Genomic DNA, 16,325 nt, shown 5'->3' with positions numbered 1-16,325 from the left:
TTCCCAGCAAGCAGCGTTTAGAATGATTCTACACTTTTTTATATCCATAATACTTCACGTACAGCCGAACTCATTAAAATTCAAGCGTTTGTAGTGAGATAATGAAATTAGCAATAGCACAAGAACTTGATGCCTACTTACACTCTAATATTCCCCTAATAGCCGCTATGCAGATTGAAGTTTGCTATTTTGATGGCAAGTGCTTACGTCTTAGCGCTCCGCTAGCCGTTAATGTAAATGACAAACACACTGCTTTTGGTGGCAGTATTGCTACACTAGCAACCATAACTGGCTGGGCAATGGCAACACTTTTAGCTAAACAAGCATCTGGCCCAAACCAAGTCGTTATAGCCGAGAGTAAGTTACGTTACTTGAAACCAATTACCGATGATTTTTTCGCAGAATGTCTTCGCCCGGAAGATAGTGATCTTGATGAATTCTGTCATGACTTAAATGTAAAAAGCACAGCTAAGCTCATCTTACCTGTTCAAGTGAAGCAAGATAATAAACTTACTGCTGAATTTACCGGCACCTATGTCGCCTCAGTTAAGACCCCACCCGCTAATGGCGCTTGATCTATGATTCTTAATGACTAAAAGCAACCCGCTCTATGCTGATACTAAGCCAGTCAATACCACGCTTAGTCTTGCACTAAACTACAAAGTTTCCCAATGACCAAGCTGTTAAAAAAGTAGAAATGAGAGTCCTATGACGTTATATACGTTGTTACTAATTGCTGCCGCCGTAATTACACTTGCGCTTGCTATTTGGGCTATTAAGCTATGGCGCGAAGTTTTTCAGAACCAAGCTAAAATTCGTGAATATAAAAAACAACATCGTGACTTTTTGATCTCCAGTATACGACTTATATCTGCAGCCGTTGTGAACGAACAGGTTAATTTGTCTGAAGCCTGTATAAGACTGCGATTCTTACTAGAAAATATTGATGAAAATATCCTTAAGCATGCAGATTTTTCGGTTATTGACACAATGTATCTCGCAACAAAAGATATGCCAACTCATGATGAACGCCATAGTTTACGTCCCAATAAACTCAATGCACTCGATAAAGAACGTGTCGAGTTAGAAACACAATATCGACAAGAAATAATTCAGGCAGCGAAAAAACTATTAGTCTATAGCTTTTAAACAACTTACATTATTAGCCGCTCAAATACAAAAGGGCCTGTTTTTACAGGCCCTTTTCTTTATTTCCACAGCTAAGACTTATTGGGTGTGATAGCTCACTGTGTCCCCGTTTATATCCTCTGTTCTGCAAATAATATACACTAGACGTTGCCAATTATACCTTAACAATAGCCATCATCTGTTCTTTAACGGCCTGCCAGTTTAATCCAGGTTCTGAAATAAAAGCAGCTGAGCCTTTTTCCATAGGTACCATTGCTACATGCCAGCGTTTATTACTATAGTCTACAGGCTCTTTGAACGGATGATTTGGCATCAATAAGACCGTTACAGGACCTTCCGGCGTTTGCACAACAAAATGTGCCGCCAAAATACCATCAACAATACAATTTCCCGCAAATGTAATTCCTGAATAATCTGCACTCGCTTGCAGATTGACCTTTTGTAAAGTCTCACGAAATGTATCCATAGATACCAATTCAGTTTTAGCTAATGTTTCTGCCTCATCTTCCACATGACGAATCATTAGCTCAGCTGTCGCACCATGCTCTTCAACAACGGGAGTATTCGTCAATGGTATCCAGTTAAGCATAACAGCCAGAACACCAATTGATGCCGCAAGGGCAAAGCTAATAATGCCTCTTTTGACACCTTGCCTTTCCCGCTTACCGGTTGATGCGCCAGGCTCTTCAGGTGCAAAACTCTGTCGTAACATAATTTTTGCAACTAAATCTTCAGGGACATCAACGGCTAACGCTTGAGCTAAAGCGGCTTCTTGCGTATTCAGCTTTTGATAAAACTGCTTACAGCTGGCACATTGTCGAATATGCGCTTGGGCCTCCGCAGGAATTGCCGCAGGTTGTTCCAAAGCTAAGCGACGAAATTCCAGGCATTTCATAAGCCCCTCCGATTAACCCCTTGTTTAATATGATCATCCCCCAACAACTCTTTAAGCTGTAAACGAGCACGGCGTAGTCGAGTAGCAACTGTATTAATTGGTAGCCCCATTTCTGAGGCGATTTCTTCTTGACTAAATCCCATAACGACTTGCAAAACCAATGGCTCACGATACTTTTCAGATAGCTTATACAAAGCCTGACGGATCGCATCCACATCAGTGGAAACATCAAAAGACTGCGCTTGATCTTCAAGCTCATCTACACTTAAATCGGCATACTCTAACGACTTTCGCTGAAAACGTCGTGCATTTTCTCGGCGTAAAATCGTTATCAACCAAGATTTAGCCGCTTGCTCATTCTGCAAGCTATCTAAAGATCGCCAGGCACGCATAAACGTTTCCTGCACTAAATCTTCAGCGATACCTTCATCTGATGTTAGCCAAAACGCATAGCGATACAGCGATTTGTAGTAAGCATCGACTAACGCTTTAAATTGCATATCTTTTTTGCTCATGCCAATAAAGACCCTGCGAGCTGTGAAAATATTTCACAGCCCACGTAGTCAGGCATGTTTTCAAAGGGTTAATATTATCTAGACGAGTAGAGGCTTTAACGAACAACGCGAGAAACACCATTGGCGGTCAACACTCTCACTCGATCACCGCGATAGAAGCGCACAGCAGGATCAACTTCCTGAACAACAGAGATGTAGGCTCCGTTATCCATCTGAATGGTCAGCCGTACTCCATGACTTCGAGTGTAAGCTTCTTCCGCCTTACCTCCGAGTAAGCCTCCAGCCACAGCACCTGCGACAGCAGCAATATCGCTACCACGGCCACCACCAATGGTAGATCCAGCAATACCACCAGCAGCTGCACCAGCAATCGCACCTACGCCACTTTTGGTGCCTTCAATGGCAACGGCTTCAACACCCACAACCGTACCGAACTGAACTGTTTGTACCTGTCTAGCCTCATCACGAGAATAGCTATTGCCAGTCAGGTTTGACATGCAGCCAGTAAGGCCTACGGAAAAAGCCGCTAAGGCTGTAATTGCCACATTCTTTAGCTTTATCATGATTCCATACCTAACAGTGTTTGCCACACTTAATCATTACTTTGCTACTATTGATTATCGCACCTTTCTCATTAATTGCAGGAGGTAAAATCACTCTTTACCATCATCCTAAAGATACTTCACAGTGACTTATCAAAATAGACCACAAAAAATACAAAAGTTTACTAAACCTTTAAGAAAAAATTACTAAGTAAAAATAATAAGAGACAATTTTCTCATTTGAGAATTTTTACCGATATCAACTATATAACTATGACAAACTTCATAATCACATTATGAGTACTTCTAAAAATGAGCTTTATTTGGTGGCAGCCTCAACGCAATAGTTGGATTTTAATGCATTCGGCCCTTTGCATAAGCTGACCTCAGAAAACTCACTATTATTAGAGATACCATTTTGCATATTCTTATTAAAGAATGAGAGAAAAAAGGGGCGGATCATACTCAGCAAGCAATATCTGTCTTAAGTGATATCCATAGAATAATTTATGAGGTTTAAGTCTGCAGTTTTCGTGTAGATTGTAAAAAAGACTATGACTATTGATATATCGCTCCAAGAAGCCCAACAAATCTTTTTTAAGGTTGATTCTTGCCTCCTAACAAGCAGTAGTAGCGAGGTGCTTATAAAGCGGCTACTACAAGCCAGTTTAAACTATTTTAATACAGAAGCAGCATGGTACACCCTAACACCTCATATACCTATATCTTCAATAAATTTTCCCACTCGTGTACCAAAGTGGCTTTACGCTCATAGCCTTTTTCAAACAGAATCAATTGTACAACAGCTTTTAAATGAAAATCCTGATGGTTTACACCTGTTACGCCAGCAAAAGCAACTGTGTATTCTGCCAACGAAATACATTAACCGTATTGATGGTATCTTCATGTTGCCCATTTCTTTTGAAGATAAGCTGGTTGCAGTACTTAACCTGGGCTTTAAAAAAGACATGCTGGACTGGTTCCAAACGATGATTCCTTTGCTCAATCAGCTGGCAACCAAAGTATCGCTACTCCTTTCTCTCTTGAATAAGCAGGATCATCTTCAATACCTTGCACAACGAGACCCGCTCACAAACCTTTTTAATCGACGCGTTATGCTTGACCATATCCAAAATGAGCTAACACGCTGCGAACGCTACCAGGCTTCTTTAGCCATTTTATTTATTGACTGTGATGACTTTAAGAAAATCAATGACCAGTATGGACATGATTGTGGGGATACAGTTTTACAACACCTTGCTTATATTTTCCAAAAAACACTACGACGAAGTGATCAAGCCTTCCGCTATGCCGGTGATGAGTTCATCATCACTTTACCAAATCAAAGTATGAAAGATGCTCTGGCGGTCAGTAAACGTTTAAAAAGAGCAATTACCAAAGAGCCTTTAATTTACCAGGAACAGGAAGTTCCTGTTTCAATATCCTGTGGTGCGGCAACTTACATAAAAGATGTCACATGGAGTGCAGAAGCACTTTTAAGCCAAGCAGACCAGCAGCTACTCCTCCAAAAGAAAGTCAGAGTTTCAACCTTAACTTCATCACCATTGATACCTAACCCTGTATGCTCGACTAAACAACCATCATCTGTCAGGCATAATCAACCCCTTCAATTCTAGTGTCTTGCATTATAAGGAATTGAATAACCAGGCTTATTAATACTCTGTTGTTGGTTGCACCAACCCCACAAGATATGTTTATCCATAGTATTAAACGCCTGCTGCCACTCATCTGCAGCTTTACTGACACACTCTTGTGCTTGTTGACGTAAACCGGCATCAGCCCGTGGTGAATTTAGTAAGTGAACTAAATCTGTATAGGCTTTTCGATAATATTCAAATGCTTGAATTTTAAATCCTAACGCTAAATAGGTATCCGCTAAATTGTGGCAAGCAATCATAAATAGTTGTACAACAGGCAAATGAGCTCCTCGACAATCCTCTAAAAGCAGCATTTCTTCAGCAACAAATAAGGCCTGAAAGAATTTTTTCTGTGCTTCTCTGTATTGTTCTGTATGAAAGGCTTCACTTCCCTGAAACGTTAACTGTCGCCACCGAGTTTCCAGGCTTCGCATTGTACCTGATCCTCAATAAATGATGTTCAAGCTTAATCTCATTCAGCAACTTTATATTCCTGCACAAATGAGTCTGTCTACCAACGTTAAAATTAGCCGTTGTTTTTGGATATAACCATGCAGTTCCCAATCTCCATTATCAAGGCTGCTATGTGTTAACTATATGCTTCGTTTTAGGTATATGCGTATCATGGAAATTTAAAAACGTCATATTGTGTATAACCTAAAACTCGATATGATCACATTTAACACTAATGGTTAGAAAAAAATCAACAGAGAAAGTTCCTAGTCAATGACAATAATTTGACAGCAGCATGTAAACATAAGCCAAGGATGCACCATAAAAATGCAATACAATTCACATATTTAATTTATGATTTATCACAATGGTGGCTGTACATTATTTGATCAGATAGAATGCAGCGAATTTTACATTAAAGATTGGGGTATTTTTCACCCTAACCAAATGTAGCCAGACAATTTACTGAAGAAGTGCCTATTATGCTTATTCATTCACTTTGGCAGTTTGCAGTCAATTCACCCAGCTTATCGTTATTTATATTAGGCTCTATTTATTTAATATTAAGTATCTTTTTAAGCATTAATGTCTGGATACGAAAACAAAGTATAGAGCAGTCGCTGGTTTACAGTGATATTCAACGGTTACCCTTAAAGCCTTATTCTAAGGCTCCTCAGTCCATCTGGACCCAGCTTTTTCAAACCGTATCTATTTTTTCTCTTATTATGGCTGGAGCCAGTTATACATCAGCCTTCATTTTAAATTTATAAAAGTAGCTTACTTCGTTTATTTTTCATGTTTAAGGCACCATCCTTGGTGCCAAAGTATTGATTAAATACTGAATTATCAAGCCTTGTAGTGTTAGCGATTATTAGCTGAACAATTAACTGTCTGGCGTACTAACCTGGCAACGGAACTTATTAATTAGCGGATTAGCATAAGCCTGAAGCCACCAATGACGCCACGTCTCAGGACATGATGCCAAACGTTGCTCAAACTCTTCTCGCTTTGCTTTTAAATCAAGGTCTGGAAAATGCGCTTCTAAGGCAGGAGGATTGACATCAATATATGCCTCTTTAACATGCTCAAATGCAAAGAAGTTAGAAGGATGTAAATAATAAAGCGAGTGAATCTGACGATCTATTTCATTAGCAACGTCCGTTGCATTCAGGTATTCCTCTTCTAAACACGTCCCAAACGAAACATGAACATGACCTTTATTCCCGGTAATTCCTCGCACAATACTGTTCACATCTTCATTTTCAGCTTTATCATACTTACCGTGCGCTGCTCGATAAGCTAACTCTCGCGCCTTTAAAATATCACAGGGGTCATATTCATAGGAAACAGCAACTGGAACGATATTCAACCGTTGAATCTGCTCAGCAAAGCTTACTTCCTTGTCTGTTTGGGCCATCAAAAGCATCTTTAGAATTGCGGTATCCGTTTTGTCATTACTGTCTTTAGAACGTCCTTCACGCTGCGCAATCCAAATAGACTCAAAAGTATTCAACGAGTGGTTGATATAAGCAGAAAGCTGCTTATACACCGCCAACTTTTCTCTTCGGCCTTTAACAGAACGCTTGACGATAAAACTTTTGTTCAAGCGCATCAGATCACTAACATAAGGACGACTTAGCAGGTTATCCCCAATCGCAATACGCGGGGTCTTCATACCATGATGATAGAGTGCGAAGTTAACGAATGTTGGATCCATAACAATATCCCGATGATTACACATAAAAAGATAACCACGGGCATTTTTAAGTGACTCTTGTCCAGAATAAGTGACTTGCGATGTATTTTTCTGGATATTACGATCAATATAGGTTTCCAGTACATCCTGTAATCCAGCAACATCTTTAACGTGACGCAGCTCTTCCCGAAGCGCAATACGCACCATATACTTTAAAGCGGGCTGTAAAAACTCAGGGCACTTGGGAAACTTTAGTGAAGTCATTGCACTTATAAATGCACTATCGCCTAATAAGCGATCCAAAACCCCTCTTACCTCATCATCGTGATAAGGCCTGATATCATCGAAGTTGTCCATGCAACAACGGTCCACCTTCTCAATGTATTAACAACAAAGTTATTCGTTTTTCCTGCAATACTAAATAGCTATAACAAGCTATACATAGGACTGAAGAAAGTATTGTCCAACATAGTACTGCTTAAGAAGTTCGCCATTATAGTACAAGTCAGCCATAATTTTCTGTTAATCACATAGATAGGTTGTTATTAAATGGAATCAATGCAATGGCTCACATTACCATGCCCCTATTGTGGTGAGCCATTCCACACTGCAATAGAAGCACTTTGTGATGTTCAAGACTTTGTTGAAGACTGCCAGATATGTTGTCGCCCTATTCGCTTAGTGGTGGGTTATGATCCGCTCCAGCAGCAACCTGATGTAAAAGTACTCACACTAGATGAGTGCTAAAAAGTGCTGAAGAATTGACCTCTATCATAACAACACTTGGGATGCCCCCACCTATCCGCTATAATGCGACCGCTGTTTACTTTGTCTTCATACACCCATGAACGACCATATCCTTGTTATGACAATCAGCAGAGGTTTTTATGCAGTTCTTCCATCTGGCACGCCTTATATCTCTCACTTTTCTTTGGTTGTCTCTGCAAATTTCTGGCAGCTTGGCCAGTGAGTTATCTGATCTTGAGTCATTAGCCAAACAAGGTAATCAGGCGGCTCAAGTGGCAGCAGGTCAAGCACTGTTTACTGGCAGCATGGGAGAAGCAAACTATAAAAAGGCTATCAGTTACCTTAAGCCAGCGGCTGAAGCCGATCACCCAGTAGCAAAACGTCTACTTGGATTGGCTTATATGGAAGGTAAAGGAGTTACCAAGGATGAGAAGTTTGGTATTAAGTTATTAAATGAAGCAGCCAAGCTGAAAGATGCTCAAGCTCAATACTATCTGGGCCATGCTTTACACAAAGGTATTGGTATCGATGCCAACCTGATTACAGCCTATATTTGGTTAAGTCTAGCCAGCGAAGCTCCTAACCCACACCAAACTGATGCCCAGGAGGAAGTTTCAAGAATCAAGCGTATCCTCGCACCAGGACAAATTGAGCAAGCCAATGCTATTCTCACCAGCTTAAAACATCTCTATCTTCAACAAAAAACTGAACAACCAAACGATATTCAATAAATGATAATAGCAATTTCCTTTTAGCATTCACCGCCAACAAAATACACGCTTTTCATATTTAGCGCTGCAATCATCCAATATCATGATAACAAGCTTCCAGCAGCGCTTCGGCACGCTCATCGACTAACAGTGCAGCACCCATACTATTCGTCACAAATGAAAAGCCAAGCTGGCGGACAGGATCTGCCATAACTAATGCACCACCAGCACCCGGGTGACCAAAGTTTTGTGGAGCACCAAGTTGTCCACCGGCATATGACTGATGCAGTAAAAACCCTAAACCAAACCGGGTTGAGCAAGGTAACACCGCATCATGACCAGAAACAAATACTTGAGTTGCTAACGCTATTGTCTCTGGCTTTAGTAACCTGGATTCTTGACTTGATAAGTCTGCCATAATTTTGGCTAATGCTCGGGCTGTTGAGTGGCCATTGGCAGACGGTAATTCCATTGCTCGCCATTCAGGCCAGTTGGTGCTGGTCATGATAGTCTGAGGATTAGTGAAACTTCGTGCCGTAATGCCTTTAGGTCGACTCAGTAACTCTGCTAAAAGGCCTTGGGGATTTTGATCCGGTTGATTTAATCGCATCATCGTAGCGATACGTGAGGTTACATGCTCTGGCACGCCAATATAAAACTCTTCCTCAAACTCTGTTTTGACAAGCTCACGCCAATAGTTACCAAGAGACTCACCTTGTATACGTCGAAATAACTCACCTGCTATCCAGCCAAAGGTGACTGGCGCATAGCCATGCTTAGTCCCTGCTGGCCACCATAATTCGGCCTGCTCAATGTGGTTGACCATTGCTTGCCAGTCAAATAAATCATCAGACGACACTTCATGCTTAAAAGCGGGTAACCCAGCTTGATGAGTTAATAAATGCTGGACTGTAACTTGGTTTTTATTATTTTGAGCAAACGCTGGCCAGTAATACGCGATTGGCTTATCCAGCAATAACTCTCCTTTTTCGTAGAGCTGGAGCAAGCTAACGATGGCAGCGACTTTGGTACACGAAAAAATATTTACCAGAGTATCTTGGTGCCATACCTCTTGCTGAGCCTTATCCATATAACCAGCCCAGATATCTACCAGCATGTCACCTTGGTGACAGATACTTAATGCTGCACCATGCTGGTTTTCCATCAGCTGTTGAAACAACGTTTTTAATCCATGAAATCGTTCTTCATAATAGCCTTGCACTACAGGTGTCGTAATTTCAGGAGTTTGCATAACTAAGAAAATCCATTAAACCTTAGAAAAAAATTTTTTTAGCCGTACTCACTATGCTGGCTGAATTTCTTGTTGAAAAGGCGGCAGCGATGAAAGAATTGCTTTTCCATAACGTTGAGTAACAATTCGACGATCAAGCAAAGTAATAATGCCTTGATCTTTTTCATGCCTCAATAGCCGACCACATGCTTGAACCAGTTTCGTGGCTGCGTCAGGTACCGTAACTTGCATAAATGGATTACCCCCTCTTTGCTCAATCCACTCTGCAAGTCCCGCTTCAACCGGGTTGTCAGGTGCGGCAAAAGGTATTTTGGCAATAATCACATGCTCACAATAAACACCTGGCAAATCAATACCTTCAGCAAAAGAGGCTAAGCCAAAAATCACACTCGCTTGTTGTTGATCAATACGTTTTTTATGACGGACAATGATTTCCTGCTTACTCAGCTCACCTTGCATCAAAATTTTATCCTGCCAAGCCCCAGACATTTCCGCATAAACATCTTCCATTTGCCGGCGCGATGCAAACAAAACCAAACTACCTAATTGAGTACTCAGTAACTCAGGCAAATAATCAATAATAAATGCAGTATGTAATTCAGGATCTTTAGGCGTACATGGCATTGAAGGTATCACCAGTCGTGCAGCAGCCTGGTAAGGCAATGGGCTTGGTACAACCACAAAATGTGTAGAGTCAGTAACACCCGCTCGCATTTTAAAACGATCAAACTGGCCCAGTGCAGTTAATGTAGCTGAAGTAACCACCGCGCCAAAACAACGATTCCACAAGTTTTGCCGTAATGTTTTCGCGGCCAAAATAGGGCTACAGGATAACTCCAGATCAGTCTGTCCACCTTGTCCATGCCAGGTTACCCAGCGTGCATTAGGTGGTGCTTCAGCATCATCCTCCACACTGTATACTGTCCACAAATCAAAGTTGGCCTCAGCTCTTAACAATAATACGCCGGCTAAGGCATACCAATTCTCTAACTCATGCTGAGGAATAATATAATTTTTTTGATCAAGCAACTGCTTTATCTGTTCACTCACACGCCCCAAAATATCCACTAAAAGGGCAAACTGAGTCTTAATAATACCTGCACTTTCGCGTAATGCATCAGGTAAGACACCATGCGCAAAACGATATTGAGGTATAACCTGCTCATCTTTACTCGGCAAAAGCGGCATTATTTGCTGCTGCCAAATAAGTAAGTCCTGCCTTAACTGCTCACAGGCTTGCTCTACACGAGGTATAAACTTCTCAGCACTTGCCCGCTCAATCACTTCATGATCCCGCATCTGCAGTAATGATTTAGGAAGCTGCTCTAACCAGGCACGTGTACTATGTATTTTCGAGTTATGATTAAAATGGTTTAGCGCTTTATCCGGTAAGTGATGTCCTTCATCAAACACATAGAGTGTCTTACTTGGTGCTGGTAGCACAGCACCACCTCCCAGCGCTAAATCAGCTAAAACCATATCATGATTAGTGACAATAACATCCGCCTCACCAAGTCGCTCTCTTGCTTTAAAAAATGCACACTGGTGAAAATAAGTACAACGACGATTGCTACACTGCACATGATCTGTAGCCACTAGCTGCCAAGTTTTATCTTCAACAACATCAGGCCAGCTATCACGATCACCATCCCAACGACTACTGGCAAACTTATCCAGCATGGTTTGATAAGTCTGTCTGTCATGAGGTTGATCGGTATTGAGTAATCCAGCAGCCACGAATAAATCTTGGGTCACTAGCGTTGAGGCGCCATCATGCAAGATGTTATCAAGCTTACTTAAACAGACATAACGGCCCCGCCCTTTTGCTAAAGCAAAGCTGAATGACAAACCACTATTTTGTCTGATATCTGGCAGGTCTTTGAATAAAATTTGTTCTTGAAGGGCAACCGTTGCCGTTGCAATCACTAACTGCTTTTCATATTCCTGGGCAATAGGAATCATCGCGAGCGCATAGGCTACCGTTTTTCCTGTACCGGTCCCTGCCTCAACAACACACACGGCAGGTTCACCAACACGCTGTCCCTCATCATCTTCTTCAATTTCCCCTATCGTTTTTGCAATATCAGCAATCATAAGCTTTTGACCATAGCGCGGCCTTAGCTGTTTGCTGTTTAAAAAAGCACGATAGGCATCTTGAATCACTTGTTTTAATGATGAACTCAGCATACGACCCTCATAAATTGCCTGCCTAATGATAAGGCAATTTTGAGTAATTTGCTCACCAGATATTCACGCAACTGTTAGCAGCCTAGAGACAAAAAAGCCTTACTGCTAACAGTAAGGCTCATGAACGATAAAGCTTAACATTTTACAATAGGCCAATAAACAGATTAACCGTAATACTAAAAATACTTACTGGCCCTTTGCTAAGGCTACAACAATATACCCTTTCTCAGCAATACAACATATGATGACTAAGAAGGTTATTAGTTGTTACAACGACGCCATACCAGACTGTATTGATGAGTCAGTTTACCTTCAATACTGTCTACCCCTAAAACACCACCTGCATCACTTGCAGCCATACGAGTTTTAGCTAATTGTAGCTTGGTTTGAAGAACAACAGGCGCAGTTGCACCACAGGCTGACCAAACAAAAGCTTCCAGGTCCAGACTATCAGATACCATGATATCTTCACTGACCGGTCCACGTGTTGACTGGACAAAACCTGCTTCTAAACGCTCACCTTGGAAACGATAATTCGTTTTAAATTTACCGATAATGCCACGATCTAGATCGGCATAGCCACGGTAGTTTACATCTGCAATCGTGTACGAGTAACCAGATGGTACATGCAGGTTAACCCGCAAATCACAGCTTTTACGCTTATCAGCCCGGCTAAAATCAGGGCCAATACCCGCTATATACTCATCAAATGACACACCAAAGTTCAGTCCACTATCTGCCACAGATACACCAACAGACCCCTGAGGACAGCCACTACCACCATAAGTGATATCTTTTACATAAACCTGACCATGAGGAGGTGTCACAGGATCTGTCTGTGCTTGTGCGATTGAAGTGGAAAATGCAACGGCAACGAAAAGAGATGAAGTCCCCAGGACTTTCAAGCCTGATTTTTTAATCATGTTATAATCCTCACCTTTCCATGTGGATGAGTTTTTATATAATCTGATGCTTTTTTTCTTACTTCTGCACTAGCCTAGTATGCTCTTGATAACATTTTTTAAAAAACAGGTTTACATCAATGAGCAAAAATACATGCACTTAACATATACAGCATTTATCAGTGAATAAAAGGGATATTCCCCAAATTAAAATCATAGGAAAATAAGCATACGTTAAAAGCCATTAAGGCTAAGTGGTGAATAACACCCTTGCTATTTAACCTAAACCTTACTTGTGAAGCTCCCTTTCATTCCTTTTTTCAGCTTATGCAGACATAAAGCGTATAAAACAAATCACTAAACATTTTTAGTAATTGTTAACGCGAAAACAATCTAACACACTGTACAAAAAATACAACAATTGTTTACCAGTAGCAAAACCCTTAATTTAGCACAATTTCATTAAGCTAGAACAAATTAAGTGTTTTGCTTAGATGCTTACAAATAGCGAAGTTTTGGCAAATTATTAGGCTTCACATTTTTTCCATAAAAGGCCATATTCATGGGTTAATTTACCTTCTACACTATCAACACCTATTGTGCCTCCTGACTCAGGTGGCGTAAAGCGAGCTTTTTTGAGCTTCATTCTTGTCTGCAATACCAATGGTGCTGTCGCACCACAGCTTGACCATACAAAAGACTCAAGGTCTAAACTATCAGTATAAGTAAAGTCTTTTTCTATAGGCCCACGCATATTTTTAACGAAACCTGCCTCAAGCGCTTCCCCCTGGAAGTGATATGTTGATGACATCGAGGCAAAGATCCCCCGATCCATCTCAGCATAACCCCGATAAGTCAAATCTACGACAGTATAAGCGTAGCCAGCAGGTACTTTTAAGTTAACACGCAAATCACAGCTTTTCCGTTGATCTGCTCGGCTAAAACCATCACCAATACCTGCAATATACTGGTCAAAAGAAACACCAAAGTTCAAACCATTTGTTGCAATGGATATACCTACACTATCCTGCGGACACCCTGTTCCTCCATACACGATATCTTCTATATACACGCTACCCTCTGGTGGCTGGTCTGGATCTACTGCTAAAACCGTGTTTCCAACCAATAAAGAGCTTATAGCACAACATACTACTACAGAAGTTTTGTTGAAAATCTTTTTCATATTTATGTCCTTTTAACGATTTCCTTCAACTAAAGACATGACAAACACTTTTACTCCGTTAATTAACTGCATTGCCATGTAAAGCTTCCTACTATGCAGCATACGCCTCACTTTATATGCACGTTCAGCAAAGGCTATACATGTACCTAAAGCGAAGGGTATACCCATTTTTTCGTAGTTGGCAATCATATCTTAAGCATTTTTTTTAAATGAATACTATCAAACGTGCTATGTATAACATGAAAAATAAAAGCCCACAGGATTTTAAGTATTCCTTTAACTAAGCCTGCGCTCATTAATTGTCCTACCAGTTTACGATAGGTAATCCCTAAAAGCAGTTCGTTATGGGTATATACACTTCACGAATCATTTTTAGAGTTTGTTGTAAGCACTCTTCACCCCAGTCACTTATTAATATAAGCTCCGGGGGCTTCATCGCTTGACGGCCGCCCCTAAAAAACCTTCGTTATGGGTATATATTTCACTTTAATATTATTCACAGCAATAACAATTAAAATGCAAAAGACATGTTTTATGTAGTTTTTATTTAAACTAACTTGCCGCAATTTATCACAGAATTTTTAAAAAACAATAATTTTGTGACCTTCATCTTATCAATAATAAAATCCAGCTGCATAAAATTTGTTTTTCCACAAGCATCTGGAAGTGAGAGACAGCCCCAGAAGGCTCTAAAAGGCGCCCCTAAAAATAAAAAGTCATGGACATTTACACTACTCATGCGTATAAAAATGCAACAAATCATCATCATGTTATTAGTTCGATATGTCACTATCTATAAACGCTCAATGTCCTTGCCAAAGTGGACTCACTTACCAAGAGTGCTGCCTGCGTTTTCTAAACAAAGAACAAAGCCCTGAAACAGCGGAGCAGTTAATGAGGTCTCGTTATACGGCTTATCACCAACAACGTGTTGATTATTTAGTCAATACAACTCACCCAGATCAACAACCTTTTCTTAACCGGCATGAAATACAACAATGGGCTCAACAAACAGATTGGGTAGGTTTAGAAATCATTCATTGTTTATTTGGTCAACCTACTCACCCTTATGGTGAAGTAGAGTTTATTGCTCATTACCGACTGAAGTCTTCACATCAATCAAATCAGTTACATGAAAATTCCACATTCAGCTTAATTGACCAAAAGTGGTATTATATCGATCCACATACAGCCCCATTGATCAAAGTTAAAAAGTTAACGCGTAATGATATTTGCCTTTGTGGAAGTGGCAAAAAATACAAGAAGTGTTGTATGCGTAATTAAGTTTTACTCCAACGCTGACAATAAACCCGACTAATATCTTGAGCAAACATCAGAACAGCCTCTCGGACCCGTTAAGGTAAGCGCTGTGGATAGCTCACATAAAAACCCTTCGTTTTGGGTATATAATAGCTAAATTGACATGCCTACTTTACGTACTAACTCCATTAAACGTTGGCAAAAACCCGCTTCAAAATCGCACCAAGCCAATACACGAACTTGTGTTCCTGCAACAACACTCAGTGCTGGCATATCAATCACACAGGAGACAGGACTCCTGGCAAAATCAGTTGAAACTAAATTATTATCATCAACTCGCAAAATTCCTCTCAATAAGCCATTGGCAGCCTTGATAAAAAGACTACCCACCTCTTCTGCCGTGGTATTACAGCTTACTTCAAAGGTCCCCTCAACATAAGAGGGACCATACAATGGTAGATGAATTACATTACAGTTCAGCCGATTCGCAAGTTCAGGAAAAATAAGTTTGTTATGTATTTTTTCAAAGCGCTGAGGAATTATCGCATTACCTGGATGCCTGAAACGACAAGCAATAGGGTCATAATCTTGGGGTGAAGGAATCAAAGGTTTAGCAACAGAAATTGCACCATGAGATACACCTAATCCATCGTGTAATACTTTCAAAATAGGCGCATATGACTGAGTTAACCAATGGCCTGAAGCCACGAGGTGGTGAGCAGAGGCGTTATATAAATAGTCATTAACCCCCATCACAATATTTAACACATTATGGTGCATTGCACCTGCAATAACGACCTTTCTCACTCCTTTTGAGAGCAACTGTTTTATTGCAGATATATCATTTGAACTTTCATCACAGACAATAACAACATCAACCTGATAACCCCGCCAATCTACATCCAAGATTGAAGTTTGACGAGTAAATCCAAGACACTGGTCGTCGATTTTTAATGAAACGTCCTCGGTAACTTGTATATCTGCCCAGGTAGCATTAGAGTCTTCATAGGTTAATAAATGTGCAGCTAATGATGGCTCAATGCTACTGTCATTGATATGCACAATATCCAGTTCGGGCCAGCTCCAGGCTGCACGCAATGCAGTACGCCCCATGCGACCAAATCCGTGTAATCCGACTCGCACTGTCACCCTAAGCTCTCCAATTTGCAGGCCAAC

The 16,325-nt window shown here is 40.7% G+C and carries 17 protein-coding genes; 7 read left to right on the top strand and 10 right to left on the bottom strand.

All coding sequences use genetic code 11. The features are described 5' to 3' along the window. Positions 1 to 101 precede the first annotated feature (101 nt). Together KHS79_RS01390 and KHS79_RS01385 are read left to right on the top strand one after the other, a co-directional pair. A complete protein-coding gene (locus tag KHS79_RS01390; protein WP_027708139.1) occupies positions 102 to 575 on the top strand; it encodes a YiiD C-terminal domain-containing protein in 474 nt (157 codons plus the stop codon). 133 nt (positions 576 to 708) lie between these two features. After that, positions 709 to 1,149, top strand: a complete 441-nt coding sequence (locus KHS79_RS01385) for a DUF2489 domain-containing protein (protein ID WP_027708138.1) — start codon at positions 709 to 711, stop codon at positions 1,147 to 1,149. A 154-nt stretch (positions 1,150 to 1,303) separates the two neighbouring features. Here KHS79_RS01385 and KHS79_RS01380 read toward each other — a convergent pair whose 3' ends face one another. From KHS79_RS01380 to KHS79_RS01370, 3 genes are all read right to left on the bottom strand, one after another. Next, positions 1,304 to 2,044, bottom strand: a complete 741-nt coding sequence (locus KHS79_RS01380; protein WP_212716017.1) for a DUF3379 family protein — start codon at positions 2,042 to 2,044, stop codon at positions 1,304 to 1,306. Further along, a complete protein-coding gene (locus tag KHS79_RS01375) occupies positions 2,041 to 2,589 on the bottom strand; it encodes a sigma-70 family RNA polymerase sigma factor (RefSeq protein WP_325167563.1) in 549 nt (182 codons plus the stop codon). Before KHS79_RS01375 ends, KHS79_RS01380 begins: the two co-directional genes overlap by 4 nt. A gap of 65 nt (positions 2,590 to 2,654) precedes the next feature. Continuing rightward, on the bottom strand, positions 2,655 to 3,122 hold the full coding sequence (locus KHS79_RS01370) for an outer membrane lipoprotein (protein ID WP_094788271.1): 468 nt from the start codon (positions 3,120 to 3,122) through the stop codon (positions 2,655 to 2,657). A 617-nt stretch (positions 3,123 to 3,739) separates the two neighbouring features. On the opposite strand from KHS79_RS01370, the gene KHS79_RS26215 reads away from it, so the two are divergent. Further along, positions 3,740 to 4,738: a GGDEF domain-containing protein gene (locus KHS79_RS26215; RefSeq protein WP_212716015.1), complete on the top strand. Its 999-nt coding sequence runs from the start codon at positions 3,740 to 3,742 to the stop codon at positions 4,736 to 4,738. Here the strand turns inward: KHS79_RS26215 and KHS79_RS01360 are convergent. Further along, the gene (locus KHS79_RS01360) at positions 4,735 to 5,193 is read right to left on the bottom strand and encodes a hypothetical protein (RefSeq protein WP_212716013.1); all 459 of its coding nucleotides are present in this window, start codon (positions 5,191 to 5,193) and stop codon (positions 4,735 to 4,737) included. The two genes, KHS79_RS26215 and KHS79_RS01360, sit on opposite strands and share 4 nt — an antisense overlap. Positions 5,194 to 5,694: 501 nt before the next feature. Between KHS79_RS01360 and KHS79_RS01355 the strand changes: the two genes are divergently transcribed. Further along, positions 5,695 to 5,982 carry a hypothetical protein gene (locus KHS79_RS01355; RefSeq protein WP_094788274.1) on the top strand — a complete coding sequence of 96 codons (288 nt, stop codon included), beginning with the start codon at positions 5,695 to 5,697 and terminating at the stop codon, positions 5,980 to 5,982. 113 nt (positions 5,983 to 6,095) lie between these two features. Here KHS79_RS01355 and KHS79_RS01350 read toward each other — a convergent pair whose 3' ends face one another. Continuing rightward, complete coding sequence (locus KHS79_RS01350; protein WP_212716011.1) at positions 6,096 to 7,265, bottom strand: 1-acyl-sn-glycerol-3-phosphate acyltransferase; 1,170 nt, start codon at positions 7,263 to 7,265, stop codon at positions 6,096 to 6,098. Between the two features lie 192 nt (positions 7,266 to 7,457). Here KHS79_RS01350 and KHS79_RS01345 point away from each other — a divergent pair, with 192 nt between their 5' ends. Both KHS79_RS01345 and KHS79_RS01340 read left to right on the top strand, forming a co-directional pair. Further along, positions 7,458 to 7,655 carry a CPXCG motif-containing cysteine-rich protein gene (locus tag KHS79_RS01345; RefSeq protein ID WP_212716009.1) on the top strand — a complete coding sequence of 66 codons (198 nt, stop codon included), beginning with the start codon at positions 7,458 to 7,460 and terminating at the stop codon, positions 7,653 to 7,655. A 140-nt stretch (positions 7,656 to 7,795) separates the two neighbouring features. After that, on the top strand, positions 7,796 to 8,386 hold the full coding sequence (locus KHS79_RS01340; protein WP_212716007.1) for a tetratricopeptide repeat protein: 591 nt from the start codon (positions 7,796 to 7,798) through the stop codon (positions 8,384 to 8,386). Positions 8,387 to 8,456: 70 nt separating this feature from the next. On the opposite strand, the gene KHS79_RS01335 is transcribed toward KHS79_RS01340, so the two are convergent. The 4 genes from KHS79_RS01335 to KHS79_RS01320 form a co-directional block, all read right to left on the bottom strand. After that, entirely contained in the window at positions 8,457 to 9,617 is a 1,161-nt protein-coding gene (locus tag KHS79_RS01335) for a serine hydrolase domain-containing protein (protein WP_212716005.1), read from the bottom strand. 51 nt (positions 9,618 to 9,668) lie between these two features. Further along, complete coding sequence (dinG, locus tag KHS79_RS01330) at positions 9,669 to 11,804, bottom strand: ATP-dependent DNA helicase DinG (RefSeq protein ID WP_212716002.1); 2,136 nt, start codon at positions 11,802 to 11,804, stop codon at positions 9,669 to 9,671. 260 nt (positions 11,805 to 12,064) lie between these two features. Next, a complete protein-coding gene (locus KHS79_RS01325; RefSeq protein WP_027708127.1) occupies positions 12,065 to 12,727 on the bottom strand; it encodes a DUF4360 domain-containing protein in 663 nt (220 codons plus the stop codon). 505 nt (positions 12,728 to 13,232) lie between these two features. After that, entirely contained in the window at positions 13,233 to 13,889 is a 657-nt protein-coding gene (locus KHS79_RS01320; RefSeq protein ID WP_027708126.1) for a DUF4360 domain-containing protein, read from the bottom strand. A 783-nt stretch (positions 13,890 to 14,672) separates the two neighbouring features. Between KHS79_RS01320 and KHS79_RS01315 the strand changes: the two genes are divergently transcribed. Further along, a complete protein-coding gene (locus KHS79_RS01315; protein WP_094788281.1) occupies positions 14,673 to 15,173 on the top strand; it encodes a YchJ family protein in 501 nt (166 codons plus the stop codon). 129 nt (positions 15,174 to 15,302) lie between these two features. On the opposite strand, the gene KHS79_RS01310 is transcribed toward KHS79_RS01315, so the two are convergent. After that, positions 15,303 to 16,298: a glyceraldehyde 3-phosphate dehydrogenase NAD-binding domain-containing protein gene (locus KHS79_RS01310; protein ID WP_157365432.1), complete on the bottom strand. Its 996-nt coding sequence runs from the start codon at positions 16,296 to 16,298 to the stop codon at positions 15,303 to 15,305. Positions 16,299 to 16,325: the final 27 nt, after the last annotated feature.

The organism is Zooshikella ganghwensis (assembly GCF_018263875.1).
In the GTDB taxonomy this organism is placed as follows: Bacteria; Pseudomonadota; Gammaproteobacteria; order Pseudomonadales; family Zooshikellaceae; genus Zooshikella; species Zooshikella ganghwensis.
Note: the sequence above shows the minus strand (reverse complement) of the source record. Positions and strands in the feature narration are given on the sequence as shown.

Bases quoted from the DNA above. Each gene is read 5' to 3' on its own strand.
- KHS79_RS01390 (WP_027708139.1), top strand. From the start codon at position 102: ATGAAATTAGCAATAGCACAAGAACTTGATGCCTACTTACACTCTAAT.
- KHS79_RS01340 (WP_212716007.1), top strand. From the start codon at position 7,796: ATGCAGTTCTTCCATCTGGCACGCCTTATATCTCTCACTTTTCTTTGG.
- KHS79_RS01355 (WP_094788274.1), top strand. From the start codon at position 5,695: ATGCTTATTCATTCACTTTGGCAGTTTGCAGTCAATTCACCCAGCTTA.
- KHS79_RS01350 (WP_212716011.1), bottom strand. From the start codon at position 7,265: ATGGACAACTTCGATGATATCAGGCCTTATCACGATGATGAGGTAAGA.
- KHS79_RS01360 (WP_212716013.1), bottom strand. From the start codon at position 5,193: ATGCGAAGCCTGGAAACTCGGTGGCGACAGTTAACGTTTCAGGGAAGT.
- KHS79_RS01370 (WP_094788271.1), bottom strand. From the start codon at position 3,122: ATGATAAAGCTAAAGAATGTGGCAATTACAGCCTTAGCGGCTTTTTCC.
- KHS79_RS01385 (WP_027708138.1), top strand. From the start codon at position 709: ATGACGTTATATACGTTGTTACTAATTGCTGCCGCCGTAATTACACTT.
- KHS79_RS01380 (WP_212716017.1), bottom strand. From the start codon at position 2,044: ATGAAATGCCTGGAATTTCGTCGCTTAGCTTTGGAACAACCTGCGGCA.
- KHS79_RS01315 (WP_094788281.1), top strand. From the start codon at position 14,673: ATGTCACTATCTATAAACGCTCAATGTCCTTGCCAAAGTGGACTCACT.
- KHS79_RS01325 (WP_027708127.1), bottom strand. From the start codon at position 12,727: ATGATTAAAAAATCAGGCTTGAAAGTCCTGGGGACTTCATCTCTTTTC.
- KHS79_RS01345 (WP_212716009.1), top strand. From the start codon at position 7,458: ATGGAATCAATGCAATGGCTCACATTACCATGCCCCTATTGTGGTGAG.
- KHS79_RS01335 (WP_212716005.1), bottom strand. From the start codon at position 9,617: ATGCAAACTCCTGAAATTACGACACCTGTAGTGCAAGGCTATTATGAA.
- dinG (WP_212716002.1), bottom strand. From the start codon at position 11,804: ATGCTGAGTTCATCATTAAAACAAGTGATTCAAGATGCCTATCGTGCT.
- KHS79_RS01320 (WP_027708126.1), bottom strand. From the start codon at position 13,889: ATGAAAAAGATTTTCAACAAAACTTCTGTAGTAGTATGTTGTGCTATA.